This is a genomic window from Aerolutibacter ruishenii (assembly GCF_007830115.1).
In the GTDB taxonomy this organism is placed as follows: Bacteria; Pseudomonadota; Gammaproteobacteria; order Xanthomonadales; family Xanthomonadaceae; genus Aerolutibacter; species Aerolutibacter ruishenii.
In genome coordinates, this window is record NZ_VLKP01000001.1 from 444,234 (window position 1) to 460,240 (window position 16,007).

14 protein-coding genes and 1 tRNA gene are annotated in these 16,007 nt (G+C 70.2%); 5 read left to right on the forward strand and 10 right to left on the reverse strand.

The genetic code is table 11. The features are described 5' to 3' along the window. Positions 1-42: 42 nt before the first annotated feature. Positions 43-696, forward strand: coding sequence for a DUF481 domain-containing protein (locus IP93_RS02110; protein WP_144811431.1), 654 nt, complete (start codon positions 43-45; stop codon positions 694-696). Between the two features lie 7 nt (positions 697-703). Here IP93_RS02110 and hemC read toward each other — a convergent pair whose 3' ends face one another. The 4 genes from hemC to IP93_RS02130 all read right to left on the reverse strand — a co-directional run bounded on the left by hemC (position 704) and on the right by IP93_RS02130 (position 4,222). Then, a complete protein-coding gene (hemC, locus tag IP93_RS02115; protein ID WP_144811432.1) occupies positions 704-1,621 on the reverse strand; it encodes a hydroxymethylbilane synthase in 918 nt (305 codons plus the stop codon). A gap of 109 nt (positions 1,622-1,730) precedes the next feature. Then, entirely contained in the window at positions 1,731-2,459 is a 729-nt protein-coding gene (locus tag IP93_RS02120; protein WP_144811434.1) for a LytR/AlgR family response regulator transcription factor, read from the reverse strand. 11 nt (positions 2,460-2,470) lie between these two features. Next, entirely contained in the window at positions 2,471-3,463 is a 993-nt protein-coding gene (locus tag IP93_RS02125; protein WP_144811541.1) for a sensor histidine kinase, read from the reverse strand. A gap of 72 nt (positions 3,464-3,535) precedes the next feature. Continuing rightward, positions 3,536-4,222: an alpha/beta hydrolase gene (locus tag IP93_RS02130; protein ID WP_144811435.1), complete on the reverse strand. Its 687-nt coding sequence runs from the start codon at positions 4,220-4,222 to the stop codon at positions 3,536-3,538. A gap of 102 nt (positions 4,223-4,324) precedes the next feature. Here IP93_RS02130 and IP93_RS02135 point away from each other — a divergent pair, with 102 nt between their 5' ends. After that, the gene (locus IP93_RS02135) at positions 4,325-6,586 is read left to right on the forward strand and encodes a methyl-accepting chemotaxis protein (protein ID WP_144811437.1); all 2,262 of its coding nucleotides are present in this window, start codon (positions 4,325-4,327) and stop codon (positions 6,584-6,586) included. A gap of 56 nt (positions 6,587-6,642) precedes the next feature. Here the strand turns inward: IP93_RS02135 and IP93_RS02140 are convergent. The 4 genes from IP93_RS02140 to dtd all read right to left on the reverse strand — a co-directional run bounded on the left by IP93_RS02140 (position 6,643) and on the right by dtd (position 10,857). Then, positions 6,643-6,715 (reverse strand) — tRNA-Ile (locus IP93_RS02140). 22 nt (positions 6,716-6,737) lie between these two features. Beyond that, entirely contained in the window at positions 6,738-8,306 is a 1,569-nt protein-coding gene (locus IP93_RS02145; protein WP_158636251.1) for a sensor domain-containing diguanylate cyclase, read from the reverse strand. Between the two features lie 154 nt (positions 8,307-8,460). After that, on the reverse strand, positions 8,461-10,317 hold the full coding sequence (rpoD, locus tag IP93_RS02150) for an RNA polymerase sigma factor RpoD (protein ID WP_144811440.1): 1,857 nt from the start codon (positions 10,315-10,317) through the stop codon (positions 8,461-8,463). A 99-nt stretch (positions 10,318-10,416) separates the two neighbouring features. Further along, complete coding sequence (dtd, locus tag IP93_RS02155) at positions 10,417-10,857, reverse strand: D-aminoacyl-tRNA deacylase (RefSeq protein WP_144811441.1); 441 nt, start codon at positions 10,855-10,857, stop codon at positions 10,417-10,419. 140 nt (positions 10,858-10,997) lie between these two features. Between dtd and IP93_RS02160 the strand changes: the two genes are divergently transcribed. From IP93_RS02160 to IP93_RS02170, 3 genes are read left to right on the forward strand one after another with little or no spacing between them, the layout of a single operon-like run. Further along, on the forward strand, positions 10,998-11,927 hold the full coding sequence (locus IP93_RS02160) for a lauroyl acyltransferase (RefSeq protein ID WP_144811443.1): 930 nt from the start codon (positions 10,998-11,000) through the stop codon (positions 11,925-11,927). A gap of 10 nt (positions 11,928-11,937) precedes the next feature. Then, positions 11,938-12,471, forward strand: coding sequence for a PH domain-containing protein (locus tag IP93_RS02165; protein WP_144811445.1), 534 nt, complete (start codon positions 11,938-11,940; stop codon positions 12,469-12,471). Further along, positions 12,455-13,984, forward strand: coding sequence for a PH domain-containing protein (locus IP93_RS02170; RefSeq protein WP_242006692.1), 1,530 nt, complete (start codon positions 12,455-12,457; stop codon positions 13,982-13,984). The genes IP93_RS02165 and IP93_RS02170 overlap by 17 nt, the downstream gene beginning before the upstream one ends. A 72-nt stretch (positions 13,985-14,056) precedes the next feature. Here IP93_RS02170 and IP93_RS02175 read toward each other — a convergent pair whose 3' ends face one another. Both IP93_RS02175 and IP93_RS02180 read right to left on the reverse strand, forming a co-directional pair. Beyond that, positions 14,057-15,085, reverse strand: coding sequence for a CDP-glycerol glycerophosphotransferase family protein (locus tag IP93_RS02175; protein ID WP_144811446.1), 1,029 nt, complete (start codon positions 15,083-15,085; stop codon positions 14,057-14,059). 2 nt (positions 15,086-15,087) lie between these two features. Then, the gene (locus IP93_RS02180; protein ID WP_144811448.1) at positions 15,088-15,903 is read right to left on the reverse strand and encodes a glycosyltransferase family 2 protein; all 816 of its coding nucleotides are present in this window, start codon (positions 15,901-15,903) and stop codon (positions 15,088-15,090) included. Between the last annotated feature and the right edge of the window lie 104 nt (positions 15,904-16,007).

Below are 16,007 nucleotides of genomic sequence, written 5' to 3' on the forward strand. Positions count from 1 at the left end.
GGTTTTGGCATAATCCAGATTCCTCCATCTCGTTGCCCGAGCATGCCTGGTGCCGTTGGACTGGCCCTGTTGCTGGGTCCGTTCGTATCCATCCCCACGCCCGTGTACGGCGGCGAGCCCGCGCTGATGGCGCTCGCCAGCAACCCCGCGCATCTGCGCCTGCCCTGCTATTCCACGCAGTGCGGCGACGGTGGTTGGCGGCGGGCGGGCGACCCGCACGCGGTACCGCTGGAAACGGCCTTGCGGCGCCCGCCCAGCCTGCCGGGCAGTCGCAGCCGCGCGTCGCTGAGCCCCCCGGCCACGCGCCGCCACCCCTCCAGCCACTACGCCAGCCATTTCCGCGTGGGCACCACCTACGGCTACGACGCGCTCCGCGATGGCGATACCCGGGTAGGACTGAACTTCGGCGCTGGCTACCGCCTGGCTGCGCTGCACGACGATGGCGTTCGCCACGCCGGCCCGGTGTTCCGTGGCGAACTGCATGTCGGCCAGCGCCTGGGCGAGCGTGCACAGTGGACCCAGCGCATCCAGGTCGAGGCCGGTCGCGAGGACACCTTCGTCAAACAGTCGATCGGACTGGACGTGGCGCTGTGGCCGGAGTGGACGCTGGAAACCGATGCGGTGATCCGCCACCGGCCCGACAGCGACGCCATGCAGACCGCCGAGGGCTGGCTGGGGATTCGTCGGCGGTTCTGAGCGCGCGTCAGGTCGCGGCGTTGATCAGGTCGCGCGCGCCCTGTGCCAGCAAGGCCTGCGCCACTTCGTCACCCAACCGGGCCGGCGCACCGGCGACGCCTTCGCCGCGTGCACGCACCACGGTGCCGTCGGACGCCGAGCCGACCGCGCCCGCCAGCACCAGACGATCGCCCTCAAGCGTGGCAAACGCGGCCACCGGCACATGGCAACTGCCGTGCAGCGCCAGGTTCATCGCCCGCTCGGCCGACACGCAGGTCCGGGTGGGCGCATGGTCGAGCACCGCGCACAGCGCCTGCACCGCGGCATCGTCGTCGCGGGTCTCGATGGCGATGGCACCCTGCGCGGGCGCGGGCAGCCACTGCGGTGCGTCCAGCCGCGTCCGGATGCGCGATTCGAAGCCCAGTCGCGCCAGCCCGGCGCAGGCCAGCACGATGGCGTCGTAGTCACCGGCATCGAGTTTGGCCAGGCGCGTGTTGACGTTGCCGCGCAGGTCAAGCAACCGCAGGTCCGGGCGCAGCGCCCGCAGTTGGGCCTGGCGGCGCAGCGACGAGGTGCCCACGCGCGCGCCGTGCGGCAGCGCCGCGATATCGGCGAAGTGGTTGCTGACGAAGGCGTCGGCGTGATCCGCGCGCTCCAGGATGGCGGGCAGGGCGAAGCCCGGCTCCAGTTCCATCGGCACGTCCTTGAGCGAGTGCACCGCGCAGTCGGCCTCGCCACGCTGCATGGCCAACTCCAACTCCTTCAGGAACAGGCCCTTGCCACCAATGGCCGCCAGCGAGCGGTCCAGCACCTCGTCGCCGCGGGTGCTCATGGGCACCAGCACCACCTCCAGGCCCGGGTGGGCGGCGCGCAGGCGGGCGGCGACATGCTCGCTCTGCCACAGGGCGAGCGGGCTCTTGCGGGTGGCGATGCGCAGGGTCTTCATCCGTCTATTATCGGCGATCCTGACAACCGCGGCGCGAAGAACGGCACCGGGGCGGCAACGCTCCGCGCCCGATGGGCTTCGCTGCCGGTCGTCCGGCCCGCGAGGCCCGTTACAAGTGCTTCAACGTCTCGCGCAGCTGGGCCACGCAGCGGCGACTGACCTCCAGCGGCTGGCGGCCGTGGCGCAGCACGGCCTGGGTGTGGCCGTCGGGCGCGCGGCGCAGTTCGGTGATCTCGTGGCGGGCCACCAGGCAGTTGCGGTGGATGCGCACGAAGCGCTCGCCGAACTCCTCCTCCAGCGACTTCAGCGACTCCTCGATCAGGTCCTCGCCGCGGGCGTGGTGCACCACCACGTACTTCTCCTCGGCCTGCAGGTAGCGCACGTCCTCGATCGGGATCAGGCGCAGGCTGCCGCGCAGGCGCGCGCACAGATGGCTGCGCCGGCGCCCCTCGCCCGACGGCACTGATTGCTGCCGGCCCGCGGCAAACGTGCGCACGCGCTGCAGCGCCGCGGCCAGCCGCTCCGGCCGCACCGGCTTGACCAGGTAGTCGATGGCCTCGGCCTCGAACGCTGACAAGGCGTGTGCGTCGTATGCGGTGCAGAACACCACCGCCGGGCGCGGCTCGAACGCCGCCAGGTGGCGCGCGGCCTCCAGCCCGTCGATGCCGGGCATGGCGATGTCCAGCAGCACCAGGTCGGGATTGAGCTCGGCGCAGGCGTGCAGCGCCTGCTGGCCGTCGGCCGCCTCGGCCACCACTTCGATGTCGCTCATGTCCGCCAGCAGGCCGCGCAAGCGCTCGCGGGCCAGTGGTTCGTCGTCGGCGATGATCACCCGCATCGGCATCCCCTTCATCCGGTGCGTGCCTCGCCCCCCAGCGGCACGCGCAGTTCGCACAGATAGTAGTCCGCATCCCAGCGCGCGGTCATCCGCGCCCGGGGGCCATGGTGGTAACGCAGCCGCTGGCCGATGTTGGCCTGCGCGTGCTGCGTGCCGTTGCCGTCACGCTCGCGGGGCGATGGCGCCGGGTTACGCACCCGCAGCACCAGCTCCTGCCCTTCCACCGACAGGGCCACCTCCACCGCGCCGCCCTCCGGCAGCCGCGAGATGCCATGCAGCACCGCGTTCTCCAGCAATGGCTGCAGCACCAGCCGCGGCATGGCGAAATCCCACGGCAGCGGCTCGTCGCGGTACCAGTCCACGTGCAGGCGGTCGCCCAGGCGCAGCTGCTCGATCGACAGGTAGCGCTCGGCCAGTTCCACCTCTTCGGCCAGCGTGGAATCGCCGCGGTTGGCGCCCAGTGCCGCGCGGAACAGGTCCGACAGGTCCAGCACCGCGCGTTCGGCCACCTCCGGGTTGCTGCGCACCAGCCCCGCGATGGTGTTCATGCTGTTGAACAGGAAGTGCGGCTTGATCCGCGCCTGCAGCGCCTCGACCTCGGCGCGCGCGCTGGCGCGCACCTGCGCCTGCCAGCCATCGTTGACGTACAGGTAGCGCAGCACCACCGCCGCGATCAGCATGGTGATGGCGGCCGCGCCCCAGGCGAAGCGCGCCAGGGTGACCGCAGGCGGCACCAGGTCGTAGCCCAGGCTGCTGTCGATCACGTGCACCATCGAAGCGCCGACCGCGGCCACCACGCCGGCGCCCAGCAGCGCCAGCGTTGCCCCCAACGGCCTTGGCAGCCGCGAGAGCGTGCTTCGCGACACGCACAGAAGTACCGACGCGGTCAGCGCCAGCCATAACGCGAAGCCACTGGCGGTGACAAAACGTTCCACGTCCCAGCGCACGCCACCGTCCGGTGACAACGCCGCCACCACCACCACCAGCTCCGCCACGCCCAGCATCACCGCCAACCGCGGCAGCCGGCACAGGTCCGGCAGCCAGGGTTCGCACTCGCTGCCGGGGCGGGTCACCGATCAGGCGCCTGCGAACCGCCGCGTGAGCCAGTCGCCCAGGTCGCGGATCTGTTCGGCGCAGACCTGGTGCGCCATCGGGTAGGTGTGCCAGTCGATGTCGAAGCCGCGCTGCTGCAACAACCCGGCGCTGTAGTGCCCCGCCTGCACCGGCACCACGGGGTCCTGCGTGCCGTGGGCCATGAATACCGGCTGGGCGGTCGCCTCGGTGCGCATGAACTCATCCGCTTTCTGCGCCGAAGGCAGGTAGGTCGACAGCGCCACCAGTCCCGCCAGCGGCTGCGTGGTGCGCAGGCCCCACGCGAGGGTGATCGCGCCGCCCTGCGAAAAACCGGCCAGCACGATGCGGGCGCGCGGGATCCCGCGCTCGACCTCGCGCGCGACCAGCGCTTCCACCTGCATGATCGATTCGGCCACGCCTGCCTCGTCGGCACGGCTGACCAGGTCGAAGTCCTTGATGTCATACCAGGCCCGCATGCGCGCGCCGTTGTTGATGGTCACCGCGCGCACCGGTGCGTGCGGGAACACGAAGCGGATCGCCGGCCACCCTTGCCGCAACAACTCGGGCACGATCGGCTCGAAGTCATTCCCGTCCGCACCCAGTCCATGCAGCCAGATCACCGACCACGTCGGCGAGGGCCCGGTTTCGCGTTCAACGGTTTCCAGCAGATGAGAGGCGAGGCTGTCCATGGCACGCATTGTGGCGGGCGCCCCAGTGGCGCGCCAGTCTGTCATACAGGCTGAATGATTCTCCGGGATGCTACTGGCCGGCCCGAAAACGGATAGATGGTAATGAAGGACCGGTTGTCGTTCCGCGCGCGCCTCGCCCTTGGCCTTGGCCTGATGGCGCTGCTGCTGGCCACGGTGTGCGCGGGCGCCCTGCTGGCGACATCGCGCATGCAGTTGCGCCTGGACCACATCGCCCGGCAGACCCTGCCCCAGGTGCAGCACCTGCATGCGCTGGACATGGCCGCGGCCCGCATCGCCCGTGAGTTGGAGGCTGCCGCCGCCGCACCTGCCGCGGCGGACGCCGCCGCCCGGATGGAGCAGGCCCTGCCCGGCTGGCTGGACGCGCGGACGTCGCAGGCCGCCCTGGCGCGCGTCGTCGTCACCGAGGAGCAGCGCGCCTCCCTGCGGGCCCTCGCCGACATGCAACAGAAGGCCGACAAGGCGGCCGAGCAGATGGCCGCCACGCTGGCGGCAGGCGACCGGGAGTACGCGCAGGTGCGCTATGCCGAAGCGGTCGAGCCCGCCCTGACGTCGTGGCGCCAACTGCTCGAGATCCAGGTCGGCGAGCGCCAGCAACAGGTGCAATGGGCGGCCCTCGACGCCCAGCGCGAGGCGCGGCACCAGAGCTGGGCGCTGGCCCTTGCCGGTGGCGCCGGGCTCCTGCTGGCGCTGGCCGTGGGGGCGGCGCTGCTGCATACCGCCCGCCGGCTGCTGGGGGGCGATCCGAGCGAAGCGGCTGCGATCGCGCTGCGGGTATCGGCAGGGGACCTGGACACGGCGCTCACCGCGGACACGCGGCATCCGCGCAGCGTGCTCGCCCAGTTGGCCAACATGCAGGCCCTGCTCCGGGAGCGACGCGACGCCGACATCGCGACGCGCGCGCAACTGCAGGCAATGGCAAACGAAAGTGCCACCATCCGCGACGCGCTGGACCACGCGGCGGCCCCGACGGCGGTGTTCGATGCGGCGGGGCAGCCGCTGTTCCTCAACCGCAGCATGCGGCTGGCGCTGGCCGGCTTTGCCAGCCACTTGCCGCCCGACATGGACGAAGACGCCGGCACCACGGCCGACTGGCCGGGACCGTTACGCGCGATCCTCGACGCGGCGGACGCGGACACCCATGAAGTCCTCGTGGCCGGACGCTTCCTGCTGGTGTCCTGCGCCCCGGTTCTGGATGCCAACGGCGCCGTCGCGGGACGCGTGCTGCACTGGATCGACCGGACCACCGACATCGAGGCCGGGCGCGAAATCGCCGCCGTCGTCGCCCACGCCGCGCAAGGCGACCTTTCGCACCGGGTGTCGACCGAGCATCACCAGGGCGTCCTGCGGGACGCCGGCGCCGCCCTGAACCGCTTGCTGGACGCCACGGCCAGCAGCCACGGCGAACTGGAGCGGCTGCTGGACGCGTTGGCGCGCGGCGACCTGCTCGCCCGCAGCGGCGCCCCGCTCGCCGGCGTCTTCGGGCGGCTGCAGACACAGGCGAATGCGACATTCTCCGGGTTGTCGGCCCTGGTCGGCCACCTGCAGTACGCCAGCGACACCATCAACGCGGCGTCGACCACCCTGGCCACAGGCAACGCGGAACTGTCGCGGCGCACTGGCCAGCACGCGGTTGGCCTGCGCGAGGCGGTGGCCGCCACCACCTCGCTCACCCAGGGCCTGCGCCAAAGCAGCGACGCCGCACAGCATGCCTCCGAGCAGGCCGCGCGCGCCCACCAGGCCTCCGGCCACGCTGGCGAGGAAGTGGCTGGCGTGACCCGGGCCATGGACTCCATCCAGGCCGGCACGCGGCGCATCGAGGGATTCGTCGACACCGTCGACGCCATCGCCTTCCAGACGCGACTGGTGTCGCTCAACGCGGCCATTGAAGCCGCGCATGCCGGCCCCCGCGGCCGCGGCTTTGCCGCAGTCGCCGCCGAGGTGCGCTCGCTGGCCACCCGCACCACCGAGGCCGCACGCGAGATCACCGCCTTGGTCCGCGAAGCCCATGCCGCGGCGACCGAGGGCGCCCAGCGCGCACGCAGCGCCACCGATGCCATGCACGCCATCGATGTCGCCGCTGCCCGGGTCAATGCCCTGATGACCGAAATCGCCACCAGTGCGCAGACGCAGTACGACGACGTCAACGCGGTCAACGGCGTGCTCGAGGTGCTGGATGACGGCACCCGGTTGAACTCACGGCTGGTCGAGGATGCCGCGGGCACCGCTGCACGGCTGCGCGAACAGGCGGACTCGCTGGGCGGCTTGCTGGTGCGCTTCCGGACGGAGAACGGGGACGCGGACGAGGCGGTCAACGAGGACGTCGAGGAGCGCGGGGCCGCGTGAGCGCGGACCGCTTCCGCTCGGCCGACGAGGGGTGCTCCGCCGCGTGAAGCGGGATATGGGCCCACCAGGACTCGAACCTGGAACCAAGGGATTATGAGTCCCCTGCTCTAACCATTGAGCTATAGGCCCGTCGCGGCGAGCCCATTGTAAGTCAGGCCAATGCGACCCTGGCACCGCCCTCGTGCTTGGCGCGGTACAAGGCCTGGTCGGCGCGCCGCACCAGCGAAGCCGCGCTGTCGACCGCCTCACCCGCCTGCGCGATGCCCACGCTGGCGCCCAATGCCACATGGCCGTCTTCGGTCGACACGCGGATCACGTCGACGGCCGACACGATGTCGTTGGCCAGGCGCAGCGCCTCATCAACGCGGATCCCCGGCAGCAGCACGATGAACTCGTCACCGCCCCAGCGCACGAACACCGCGCGCGGTGGCAGCAGTTCGCGCACCGCCTCGGTCACCACGCGCAGGCAACGGTCGCCAATCTCGTGCCCATGCCGGTCGTTGACCTGCTTGAAGCGGTCCATGTCGACAAAAAGCACCGACAGGGGCACATGGCGCTGGTGCCAGGCCTGCCACATGTGGGCCAAGCGCGCCTCGCCCTCGCGACGGTTGAGGGTGGCGGTCAGCGGGTCATGCGAAGCCAGGCGCAAGGCCAGGTCGCGCTCCTGGCGCAGTTCCAGTGCGCGCTGCACCGCCGCCAGTCCCAGCACCAGCGACTGAAAGGCGATCGCCGGGGCGGCACCGAACAATGTCCAGGGCGATGGATCGACCCAGCCCCATGTCACTGCCGTGCGGATCGCGCTCAAAGTGCCATAGGGCAGCCACGCCAACGCGAACAACCACGTCCCCGGTGCACGGCGCTGCAGCTGGCGCACCAGAACCCACAACATCAGTGGCGGCACCAACGAGAACGTCCACGAGGCCAGCAACCCCGGCCAGCGCGCACCGCCTGAGCCGGGAAGCACGAAACAAAGCGCCACCACCAGCAACGCCGTGGCCAACACCCGGATGGTCCGTGCCGCGAGGCGGTCGCCGGTGGCGAGCCCCAGGAAGCCGTGCATGAACCCCAGCAGCGCCGCGTTGCCCAGCGCCAGCAGCAGGCCGCTCGGACTCCCGGGCCAGCGCCAATCGGCCAAACCGCTGACCCACAGGTATCCCAGGCCGGTGGCGAAGACCAGCCAGCTCGACAATGCCGCCATCGCACCCACGTACAGCAGGTACATGCGATCGCGCAGGTTGAGCCAGAACATCAGGTTGGCCAGCAGCATCACCGCCAGCACCGTGAGGCACGTGGCGAGCACCGCCACGAACTTCGACTCCATCGCCATCACGCCCTCGGTCGAGGACACGTCCACGTCCAGAAACAGGCGGCCGCCATGCTCGATTCGCAGATATACCGGGCGCCCATCCGCCGCCGGGTCCAACGGCCACGCAAAGGCATGCAGCGCGCGGTGGTCCGGGTTCGGCTGGAAGAAGCCGTCGTGGTGGTGGTGCCATCCGGTGGCCCCCTGCGGCAACCACACATCGATGGAGCGCATCGGCAGACGCGCCAGCGTCACCCAGCGCTGGCTGCCGGCTTGTGGGCCAGGATCAAGCCGCAGCCACCGCACCCGCCCCCCCGCAGGGAACATCATCTGGTTCGGTAGCGGTTCGCTCCAGCGCAAGCCCGGTGCGCCCGCCAACGCCAGCTCCGCGGGAATGTCGTCGGACCCGAGCAGCATGTGCAGCTGCGGAGTCGCGGCCTGCGAGGGCGTCAAACACGCCCACGCGGCCAGAAACAGGAGCAGGCACGCGTACCAGCCGCGCGCCCAAGGGCGTTGCGCCACCCCCCGTCGATGGTCTCCCATTCCGCCCCCCCGGACGCCGGGCCCGCCGTCAATCGATGTCGAGGAAGCTCCGCAGCTGCTCCGAGCGGCTCGGGTGGCGCAGCTTGCGCAGCGCCTTGGCCTCGATCTGGCGGATGCGCTCGCGGGTGACGTCGAACTGCTTGCCGACTTCCTCGAGGGTGTGGTCGGTGTTCATGTCGATGCCGAAGCGCATGCGCAGCACCTTCGCCTCCCTCGGGGTCAGGCCGGCCAACACGTCGCGCACCGTCTCGGTGAGGTTGATGTTGGTGGTGGCCTCGATCGGGGACTCCACGTTGGTGTCCTCGATGAAGTCGCCCAGGTGCGAGTCCTCGTCGTCGCCGATCGGGGTCTCCATGGAGATCGGCTCCTTGGCGATCTTCATGACCTTGCGGATCTTGTCCTCGGGCATGTCCATTTCCTTGGCCAGTTCCTCCGGCGTGGCCTCGCGGCCGAACTGCTGGAGCATCTGGCGGGAAATGCGGTTGAGCTTGTTGATCGTCTCGATCATGTGCACCGGGATGCGGATGGTGCGCGCCTGGTCGGCGATCGAGCGGGTGATGGCCTGGCGGATCCACCAGGTCGCATACGTGGAGAACTTGTAGCCGCGACGGTACTCGAACTTGTCGACCGCCTTCATCAGGCCGATGTTGCCTTCCTGGATCAGGTCGAGGAACTGCAGGCCGCGGTTGGTGTACTTCTTGGCGATGGAGATCACCAGGCGCAGGTTGGCCTCGACCATCTCCTTCTTGGCCTTGCGTGCCTTGGCTTCGCCATAGGCCAGCGCGCGGCTGATCTCCTTGAGGTCGGCCAGAGACACGAACATGCCCGACTCCAGGTCCAGCGTGGCCTGCTGTTCGGCCACGATCTGGTCCTTGACGTCACGCAGGCCCGACGACCACTTCTGCTTGCGCTTGATCAGCTCGTCGGTCCACTCCAGGTTGGTCTGGTTGCCGTCCCAGGCGCGGATGAAGTCCTTGCGCGGCATCTTGGCGATGCGCGTGGCCATGTCCAGGATGCGGCGCTCGTGCTCCTTCACCTTGGCCTGCACGTCGCGCAGGTTCTTGACCAGCACGTCGGTCAGCGGCAGCGGCAGCTTGAAGGTGACGAACACCTCGGCCATCTCCTCGCGCAGCTTGAGCACGGTCTTGTGCGCGGGGCCGTGCTTGGCGTACGCCTTCTCGAACTTGGCGTAGGTGTCGGCCAGCGCCTGCATGCGGTTGGCGACCTCGACCGGGTCCGGGCCGGTCGGGGTGTCGTCGGTGTCGCTGCCGCCGTCGTCCTCGTCCTCGTCCTCGTCGGCCTCGCTGTCGCTGTCGGCCACGTCCTCGACCACCGGCTCGGGCGTGGGCTCGTCGAGCAGATCGTTGAAGCCGACAATGATTTCGGCCAGACGCTTCTTGCCGGCCTTGTGCTGCTCGTAGTCCTCGAGGATCGAGGCGATGGTGCCCGGGAACGAGGCCAGCGCGGCCTGCATCTGGCCCAGGCCCTCCTCGATGCGCTTGGCGATGGCGATTTCGCCCTCGCGGGTCAGCAGCTCGACCGTGCCCATCTCACGCATGTACATGCGCACCGGGTCGGTGGTGCGGCCACCCTCGGCGTCCAGCCCGCTCAGCGCGGCGGCGGCTTCCTCGGCGGCGGTCTCGTCCACCTCGCGGCCGCTGGCGGCTTCGCCGGCCAGCAGCAGGGATTCGGCGTCCGGCGCGACTTCGTGCACCTGGATGCCCAGGCCGTTAATCATGCCGATGATGTCTTCGATCTGTTCGGGATCGACGACGTCGTCGGGCAGGTGGTCATTGACCTCGGCATAGGTCAAATAACCCTGCTCCAGGCCCTTGCTGATCAGCTGCTTGAGTTCGGACTGGGGGGCCTGACGTTCGTTGGCCATGGGCTGCGCCACCACGGTGGTTGGAAGGTGAACCAAGCATTATACCAGCGCGGACGGCTTCCATCGGGAAAACCGGCCGGCGCGCCCGCTGGCGGCGGTTCAGGCCCGCAGCAGGAAGGTCACCGGGCCGTCGTTGACCAGGCTGATCACCATATGGGCACCGAACCGGCCGGTTTCCACCCCCGGTGCGTGTTTTTGCCGGCACGTTGCCAGCAGTCGGTTGAACACGGGTTCAGCCAGCGCGGGTGCGGCGGCGGTGCTGAAACCCGGGCGCATGCCGCTGGCGGTGTCGGCCGCCAGGGTGAACTGGCTGACCAGCAGCAGGCCGCCGCCGGTGTCGGCCAGGCCGAGGTTCATCCGGCCCTGCGCGTCGGCGAAGACCCGGTAGCCGAGCAGGCGTTCGGCCATGCGCGCCACCTGCGCATCGCCGTCGCCGGGCTCGACGCCGACCAGCGCCAGCAGGCCGGGACCGATGCGGCCGATGACCTCGCCATCGACACTGACACTGGCTTGGGTGACACGCTGGATGAGGGCGAGCATGGGGGGCGTTCCAGGTAGCGCGTGGCATGCACGCGGGATGGCAGCGATTGCGACGACGACGCGCCGCACGTGGATGGCATGACGGTTGCGCAGGCCGGTGCCGGTAAAGCTAGCAGAGCCCAGCGGCTACACTTCGGCGGATGACCGCATTCGCCGCCCGCCTGCTGTACCTGCTCGCTGCCGCCCTCGCCCGCCTGCCCTGGCGCTGGCTGGTGCGACTGGGCGATGCGCTGGCGCGTTGGCTGGTGCGGCGCAACCGGCGCGAAAGCCGGGTCACCCGGCGCAACCTCGAACTGGCCTATCCGGCGTTGCCGGCGCCCGAGCGCGAGGCGCTGCACGATGCGATCCTGCGCACCACCGCGCGCCAGCTGCTGGAGACCCTGCGCCTGTGGACGCGGCCGCATGCGCGCAACCTGCAGCTGTTGCGCGCGCAGCACGGCGTGGATCTGTTCGACGCGGCACTGGCCAGTGGCCGCGGGCTGATCGTGGCCGCGCCGCACTACGGCAACTGGGAACTGCTCAACCAGTGGCTGGCGGCGAAGACGCCGCTGGCGGTGCTGTACGCGCCGCCCGATTCCAAGGTGGGCGAGGCCTTCCTCAACCTGGTCCGTGCCGCTCCCGGCGCCGACGCGGGCCGCGTCACCCAGGTGCGCGCCGATGGCCCGGCCGCCGTGCGCCATCTGTTGAAGCTGCTCAAGGACGGCGGCGTCACCGGCATCCTCCCCGACCAGCAGCCCAAGCGTGGCGACGGCGAATTCGCGCCCTTCTTCGGCCTGCCGGCGCTGACCATGACCCTGCTGCCGCGGCTGGCGGCGCGCACCGGCGCCACGGTGCTGTATGCCTATTGCGAACGCGTGGGCGATGCGGGCGACGAGCCGGCCTTCGAGCTGCACATCGAACCGGCGGCGGCAGCGGTGTCCGACCCGGATCCGCAGGTGGCGGCCGCCGCGCTCAACGCGGACATCGAACGCATCGCGCGGCGCGACCCGGCACAGTACCAGTGGACCTACAAGCGTTTTTCCCTCCGACCCGACGGCGCGGCCAATCCGTATTGGCCCGACTGCTACTGAAGGCCCACGCATGCGCGGCACACACGAATCCACCGCTTCCACCGAAGGCGCCGACCCCGATTGGCGGCCGCTGCCGCCGCGCGCCCGCGGGTTGATGGCGCTGAACGGTGCCCTGCAGCTGGCGATCCCCGGCGCGGTCCTCGGATTCGTGCTGGGCAACGTGCTGGCCAGTGGGCTGGATCTGCCGATGGCGTGGTCGGGGCGCGTGACCGGCGTGGTGCTGCCGCTGCTGGCGGCAGCCGGCCTGGGGGCGTGGCTGGGGTTGCGCCGCCATCGCCATACGCACTGGCGCCATGACGCCCAAGGCCTCGCCCTGCGCCGGGGGCGGCTGTGGTGGCGGGAGACGCGGGTACCGGCCACCCGGGTGCAGCACCTGGACGTGACCCGCGGCCCGCTGCAACGCAGCCGCGACCTGGCTACCCTGGTGGTGCACACCGCCGGCACCCAGCACAGCACGCTGAAGCTGGCCAACCTCGATGCCGGTGACGCCGAGCGCCTGCGCGATGCCCTCGGCCGGCAGATCGACCATGACGACGACGCCTGAGCCGATGGTGACGGGCAGCGCTCCGCCCACCGTCCACGCGGCGGAGCGCCGCCTGCACCCGATGTCGTGGCTGTTCGTGCTGCTGGCCCAGCTCAGGCAGTTCGTGGTGCCGCTGGTGGCGCTGCTGGTGTTCGGCCGCGGCGACCGCAACGAACTGTGGCCGCTGATCGGTGTCGGCGTGCTGGTGCTGGCCGCCGTGTGGCAGTACTTCACCTTCCGCTACGGCGTGGCCGGCGACGCGCTGCTGGTGCGCAAGGGCCTGCTGGAGCGCAGCGTGCGCGTCATCCCCTTCGCCCGCATCCACAACGTGGCGCTGCAGCAATCGCTGCTGCACCGGTTGTTCGGCGTGGCCGAGGTGCGGCTGGAATCGGCCGGCGGCAAGAAGCCGGAAGCGGAAATGCGCGTGCTGAAGCTGGACGATGCCTTGGCGCTGGAACAGCTGGTGCGCCACCGCGGCCAGGCATCGGCGGTCGATGAGGTCGGCGCGCCATCGACGCCCGCAGTGCCCGAGGCCACCACGCTGCTGCAGTTGCCGCTGGGCGAAGTGGTGCGCCATGGCCTGGTCTCCAATCGCGGCCTGATCGTGGTCGGTGCCGGCGTCGCCGGCCTGTCGCAGATCAGCCCGCGGCTGCTGCCCAACCTGTTCGAACGCTGGGGCGAAGTGCTGTTCGGGTATGCGGGCAGCCACGACTTCGGCATCGCCGGGTATGCACTGGCCGCGGCCAGCCTCGCGGTGCTCGCGGTGGCCCTGCTGCGCCTGCTTTCGGTGCTGCTGTCGCTGCTGCAGTACTACGGGTTCACCCTGCGCGAATCCGGTCGCCGGCTCACCGTGGAACGCGGCCTGCTCGCGCGCTGGCGCACCAGCGCCTCACGCCGGCGCATCCAGGCGTGGACGCTTTACGAAGGGCTGACGCATCGCCTGTTGCGGCGGCGCAGCCTGCACGTGGACACCGCCGTGGCCGAGGAGCAACAGCAGCAGCGCGCACTGCGCGAACTGGCGCCCATCGCCACGCCGCAGGCCTGCGACCGGCTCATCGCCCACCTGTTGCCGAAGGCGGACTGGGCTGGACAGGCGTGGCGACCGATCCCGGTGCACAACTGGTGGCGGCTGTTCCTGCCCGGCATGCCGTGGATCCTCGTGGTCGGCGGTGTGGCGGGCTGGCGCTTTGGCGCGTGGGGCCTGCTGGCCGTGCCCTGGCTGGCGTGGAGCGCTTACGCCGCGCGCCAGCATGCACGGCGTGCGGCGTACGCGGTCAATGACCAGCTGGTGGCGGTGCGCGGCGGCTGGTGGAGCCGCTGGTGGCGCTTCGCCGAGATCGACAAGCTGCAGGCGGTGTCGCTCAGCGTGTCGCCGCTGGATCGCCGCTGCGGCACGGCGACGCTGTGGCTGGACACGGCCGGTGCGACGCCGATGGGGCCATCGTTGCGGATCCGCTTCCTGCCCACCGACGAGGCGCGGGCGCTGCACGACACGCTGGCGGCGACGCTGTCACGGCGGCCGCTGCGCTGGTGACGGTTGTACTGGTGACCGTTGTACTGATTGCGGTTGTGCTGGCTGCCGTTGTGCTGCCCGCCGCTGCGGCGCTTACGCCGGACCCCAGTAGCCAATCCGGCGGCGGATCTTCAGCTTCCGCCACAGGTTGAGCGGCTTGCGCCGCAACGTCGCAACCCCGCCATTGGCGACGAAGGCATCGATGGCGTCGAGGATCCGCTCGCTGGAGCGGCCGTCGTAATACGGGTGGATGCTGTCGGCATACGCGCGCACCGCGGCCATCAGTTCCGGCGGCCGCGACAGCGCGCGCGCGATCGCCGGTTCGAACTGCGCCGGGTCGTCGATGTCGATCAGCTGCGGCCCCGGGCGACGGTTCTTGAACGTCACCACCGGCTTGCCGGTCAGCAGGAACTCGTTGAGCGCCGACGAGGTGTCGGAGCACATCATGTCCACCTGCGGGAACAGCTCCAGGATGTTGTCGTTGTCGGCGAAGCGCAGGTGTTCGTTCTCCAGCGCGCGGTACCTGGCCACCGTCTCCGGGGTCATCTTCGGGTGGAAGGTCACGATCCAGCGCCAGCGCCCGTCGCGCGACAGCCGCTTGACCTCCTCGTACAGCGTTTCCGCCGCGCTCCACGAAGGCGAGAACGTGGAGTGATACAGGATCACCGGCGGCTCGCGCACCACCGGCAACGGACCGGCGATCTCGCGCATGAAGGGGTCGAGCTTGGGCCAGCCGGTCTCGGTCACCGCGAAATGGCCGACGCGGTCGGCGATGGCACGGAACTGCGCGGTGTCGCGCGGGCCGGTGGTGCAGTACAGGTCGAAGAAGCCGCGGATGTAGATGTGGCGCGGCTTGCCGGCGTCGAAACCGTGGAAGGTCTCCACCTTCACCCCGGGGAAGAAGTGCGGCACCGCGTTGCTGGAGGTGATCACCGCCAGCGGGTTCCAGCGGCGCACTTCGTCGACGCTGAGCAGGCGTTCGCCCTCCACCAGATCCTCGGCGCCGGGGCCATCGAAGAACCATGCGGCCTCGTCGCCGCGCGCGCGGATGGCCGCCTGCAGCGGGCGCAGGATCGCCAGTGCGTAGCGTTCGGAACCGTAGAGGAGGTAATGCTTGGCCATGGTCAGCGTTCGAGTCGATAGCGGATCAGTTCGGCCTGGGCGAGGGCCACGGAATCGGGGTTGCGGCGCATCTCGAAATAGCGCAGCCGCTTGTAGGCGGCGTAGGTCGCGGCGGTGTGCGCCACGGCGAAGCCGCGCCAGCCGTCGAGGAAGGCGAGCCGCAACAGGTAGTCCTTGAGGAAGGCCGCGATGAACACCAGCGGCAACTGCCACATCCGCACCGGCTTGCCCTTTTCCAGCCAGTCGCGGCACTTCAGTTCGGCGTAGCGCAGCACCTTGAGCTGCTTGTGCACCAGGGTCGGGTTGTGCAGGTGGTGGAAGGGCGCGGCGAAGTCCACCGTCGACCCCTCCCAGCGCAGCGATTCGTGCACACGCACGTCGGCCCAGCGCGCGCGGCCGCGGTGGTACAGCCGCGCCATCCGCTCGCCGACCATCGGCCGGTACCAGCGCATCGGCGCGCCCATGTAGTAGGTGCTGCGGCGCAGGATGCCGACGGCGGCGGCGCCGGCCATCACCGTCGGCAGGCGACGTTCCAGTTCGGCCGCCAGCTCGGGGGACAGGTATTCGTCGGCGTCGAGCACCAGGATCCAGTCGTGCGTGGCCTGGGTGGTCGCGAAATTGCGCTGCGGGCCGAATCCCAGCCACGGCTGCTGCACTACCTTCGCCCCGTGGCGGGTGGCAATCGCCACCGTGTCGTCTGTGCTGCCGCTGTCGACCACGATCTTCTCGGCGGCGAACGGGACACTGTCGAGGCAGCGCGCGATGTGCCCGGCCTCGTTGTAGGTGATGATGACCAGGGAAATCGGCAGCGTGGGCATCGGCGCATGGTACCCGATCCATCCGGCCACCCGTTCGTGACCGCGATTCATGACCGGTTACGCGGGATGCCGCAGGATACGCAGCATCCAGGCGGGGGTGTCCA

Bases quoted from the DNA above. Each gene is read 5' to 3' on its own strand.
- IP93_RS02110 (WP_144811431.1), top strand. From the start codon at position 43: ATGCCTGGTGCCGTTGGACTGGCCCTGTTGCTGGGTCCGTTCGTATCC.
- hemC (WP_144811432.1), bottom strand. From the start codon at position 1,621: ATGAAGACCCTGCGCATCGCCACCCGCAAGAGCCCGCTCGCCCTGTGG.
- IP93_RS02120 (WP_144811434.1), bottom strand. From the start codon at position 2,459: ATGCGGGTGATCATCGCCGACGACGAACCACTGGCCCGCGAGCGCTTG.
- IP93_RS02125 (WP_144811541.1), bottom strand. From the start codon at position 3,463: ATGCTGGGCGTGGCGGAGCTGGTGGTGGTGGTGGCGGCGTTGTCACCG.
- IP93_RS02130 (WP_144811435.1), bottom strand. From the start codon at position 4,222: ATGGACAGCCTCGCCTCTCATCTGCTGGAAACCGTTGAACGCGAAACC.
- IP93_RS02135 (WP_144811437.1), top strand. From the start codon at position 4,325: ATGAAGGACCGGTTGTCGTTCCGCGCGCGCCTCGCCCTTGGCCTTGGC.
- IP93_RS02145 (WP_158636251.1), bottom strand. From the start codon at position 8,306: ATGCTGCTCGGGTCCGACGACATTCCCGCGGAGCTGGCGTTGGCGGGC.
- rpoD (WP_144811440.1), bottom strand. From the start codon at position 10,317: ATGGCCAACGAACGTCAGGCCCCCCAGTCCGAACTCAAGCAGCTGATC.
- dtd (WP_144811441.1), bottom strand. From the start codon at position 10,857: ATGCTCGCCCTCATCCAGCGTGTCACCCAAGCCAGTGTCAGTGTCGAT.
- IP93_RS02160 (WP_144811443.1), top strand. From the start codon at position 10,998: ATGACCGCATTCGCCGCCCGCCTGCTGTACCTGCTCGCTGCCGCCCTC.
- IP93_RS02165 (WP_144811445.1), top strand. From the start codon at position 11,938: ATGCGCGGCACACACGAATCCACCGCTTCCACCGAAGGCGCCGACCCC.
- IP93_RS02170 (WP_242006692.1), top strand. From the start codon at position 12,455: ATGACGACGACGCCTGAGCCGATGGTGACGGGCAGCGCTCCGCCCACC.
- IP93_RS02175 (WP_144811446.1), bottom strand. From the start codon at position 15,085: ATGGCCAAGCATTACCTCCTCTACGGTTCCGAACGCTACGCACTGGCG.
- IP93_RS02180 (WP_144811448.1), bottom strand. From the start codon at position 15,903: ATGCCCACGCTGCCGATTTCCCTGGTCATCATCACCTACAACGAGGCC.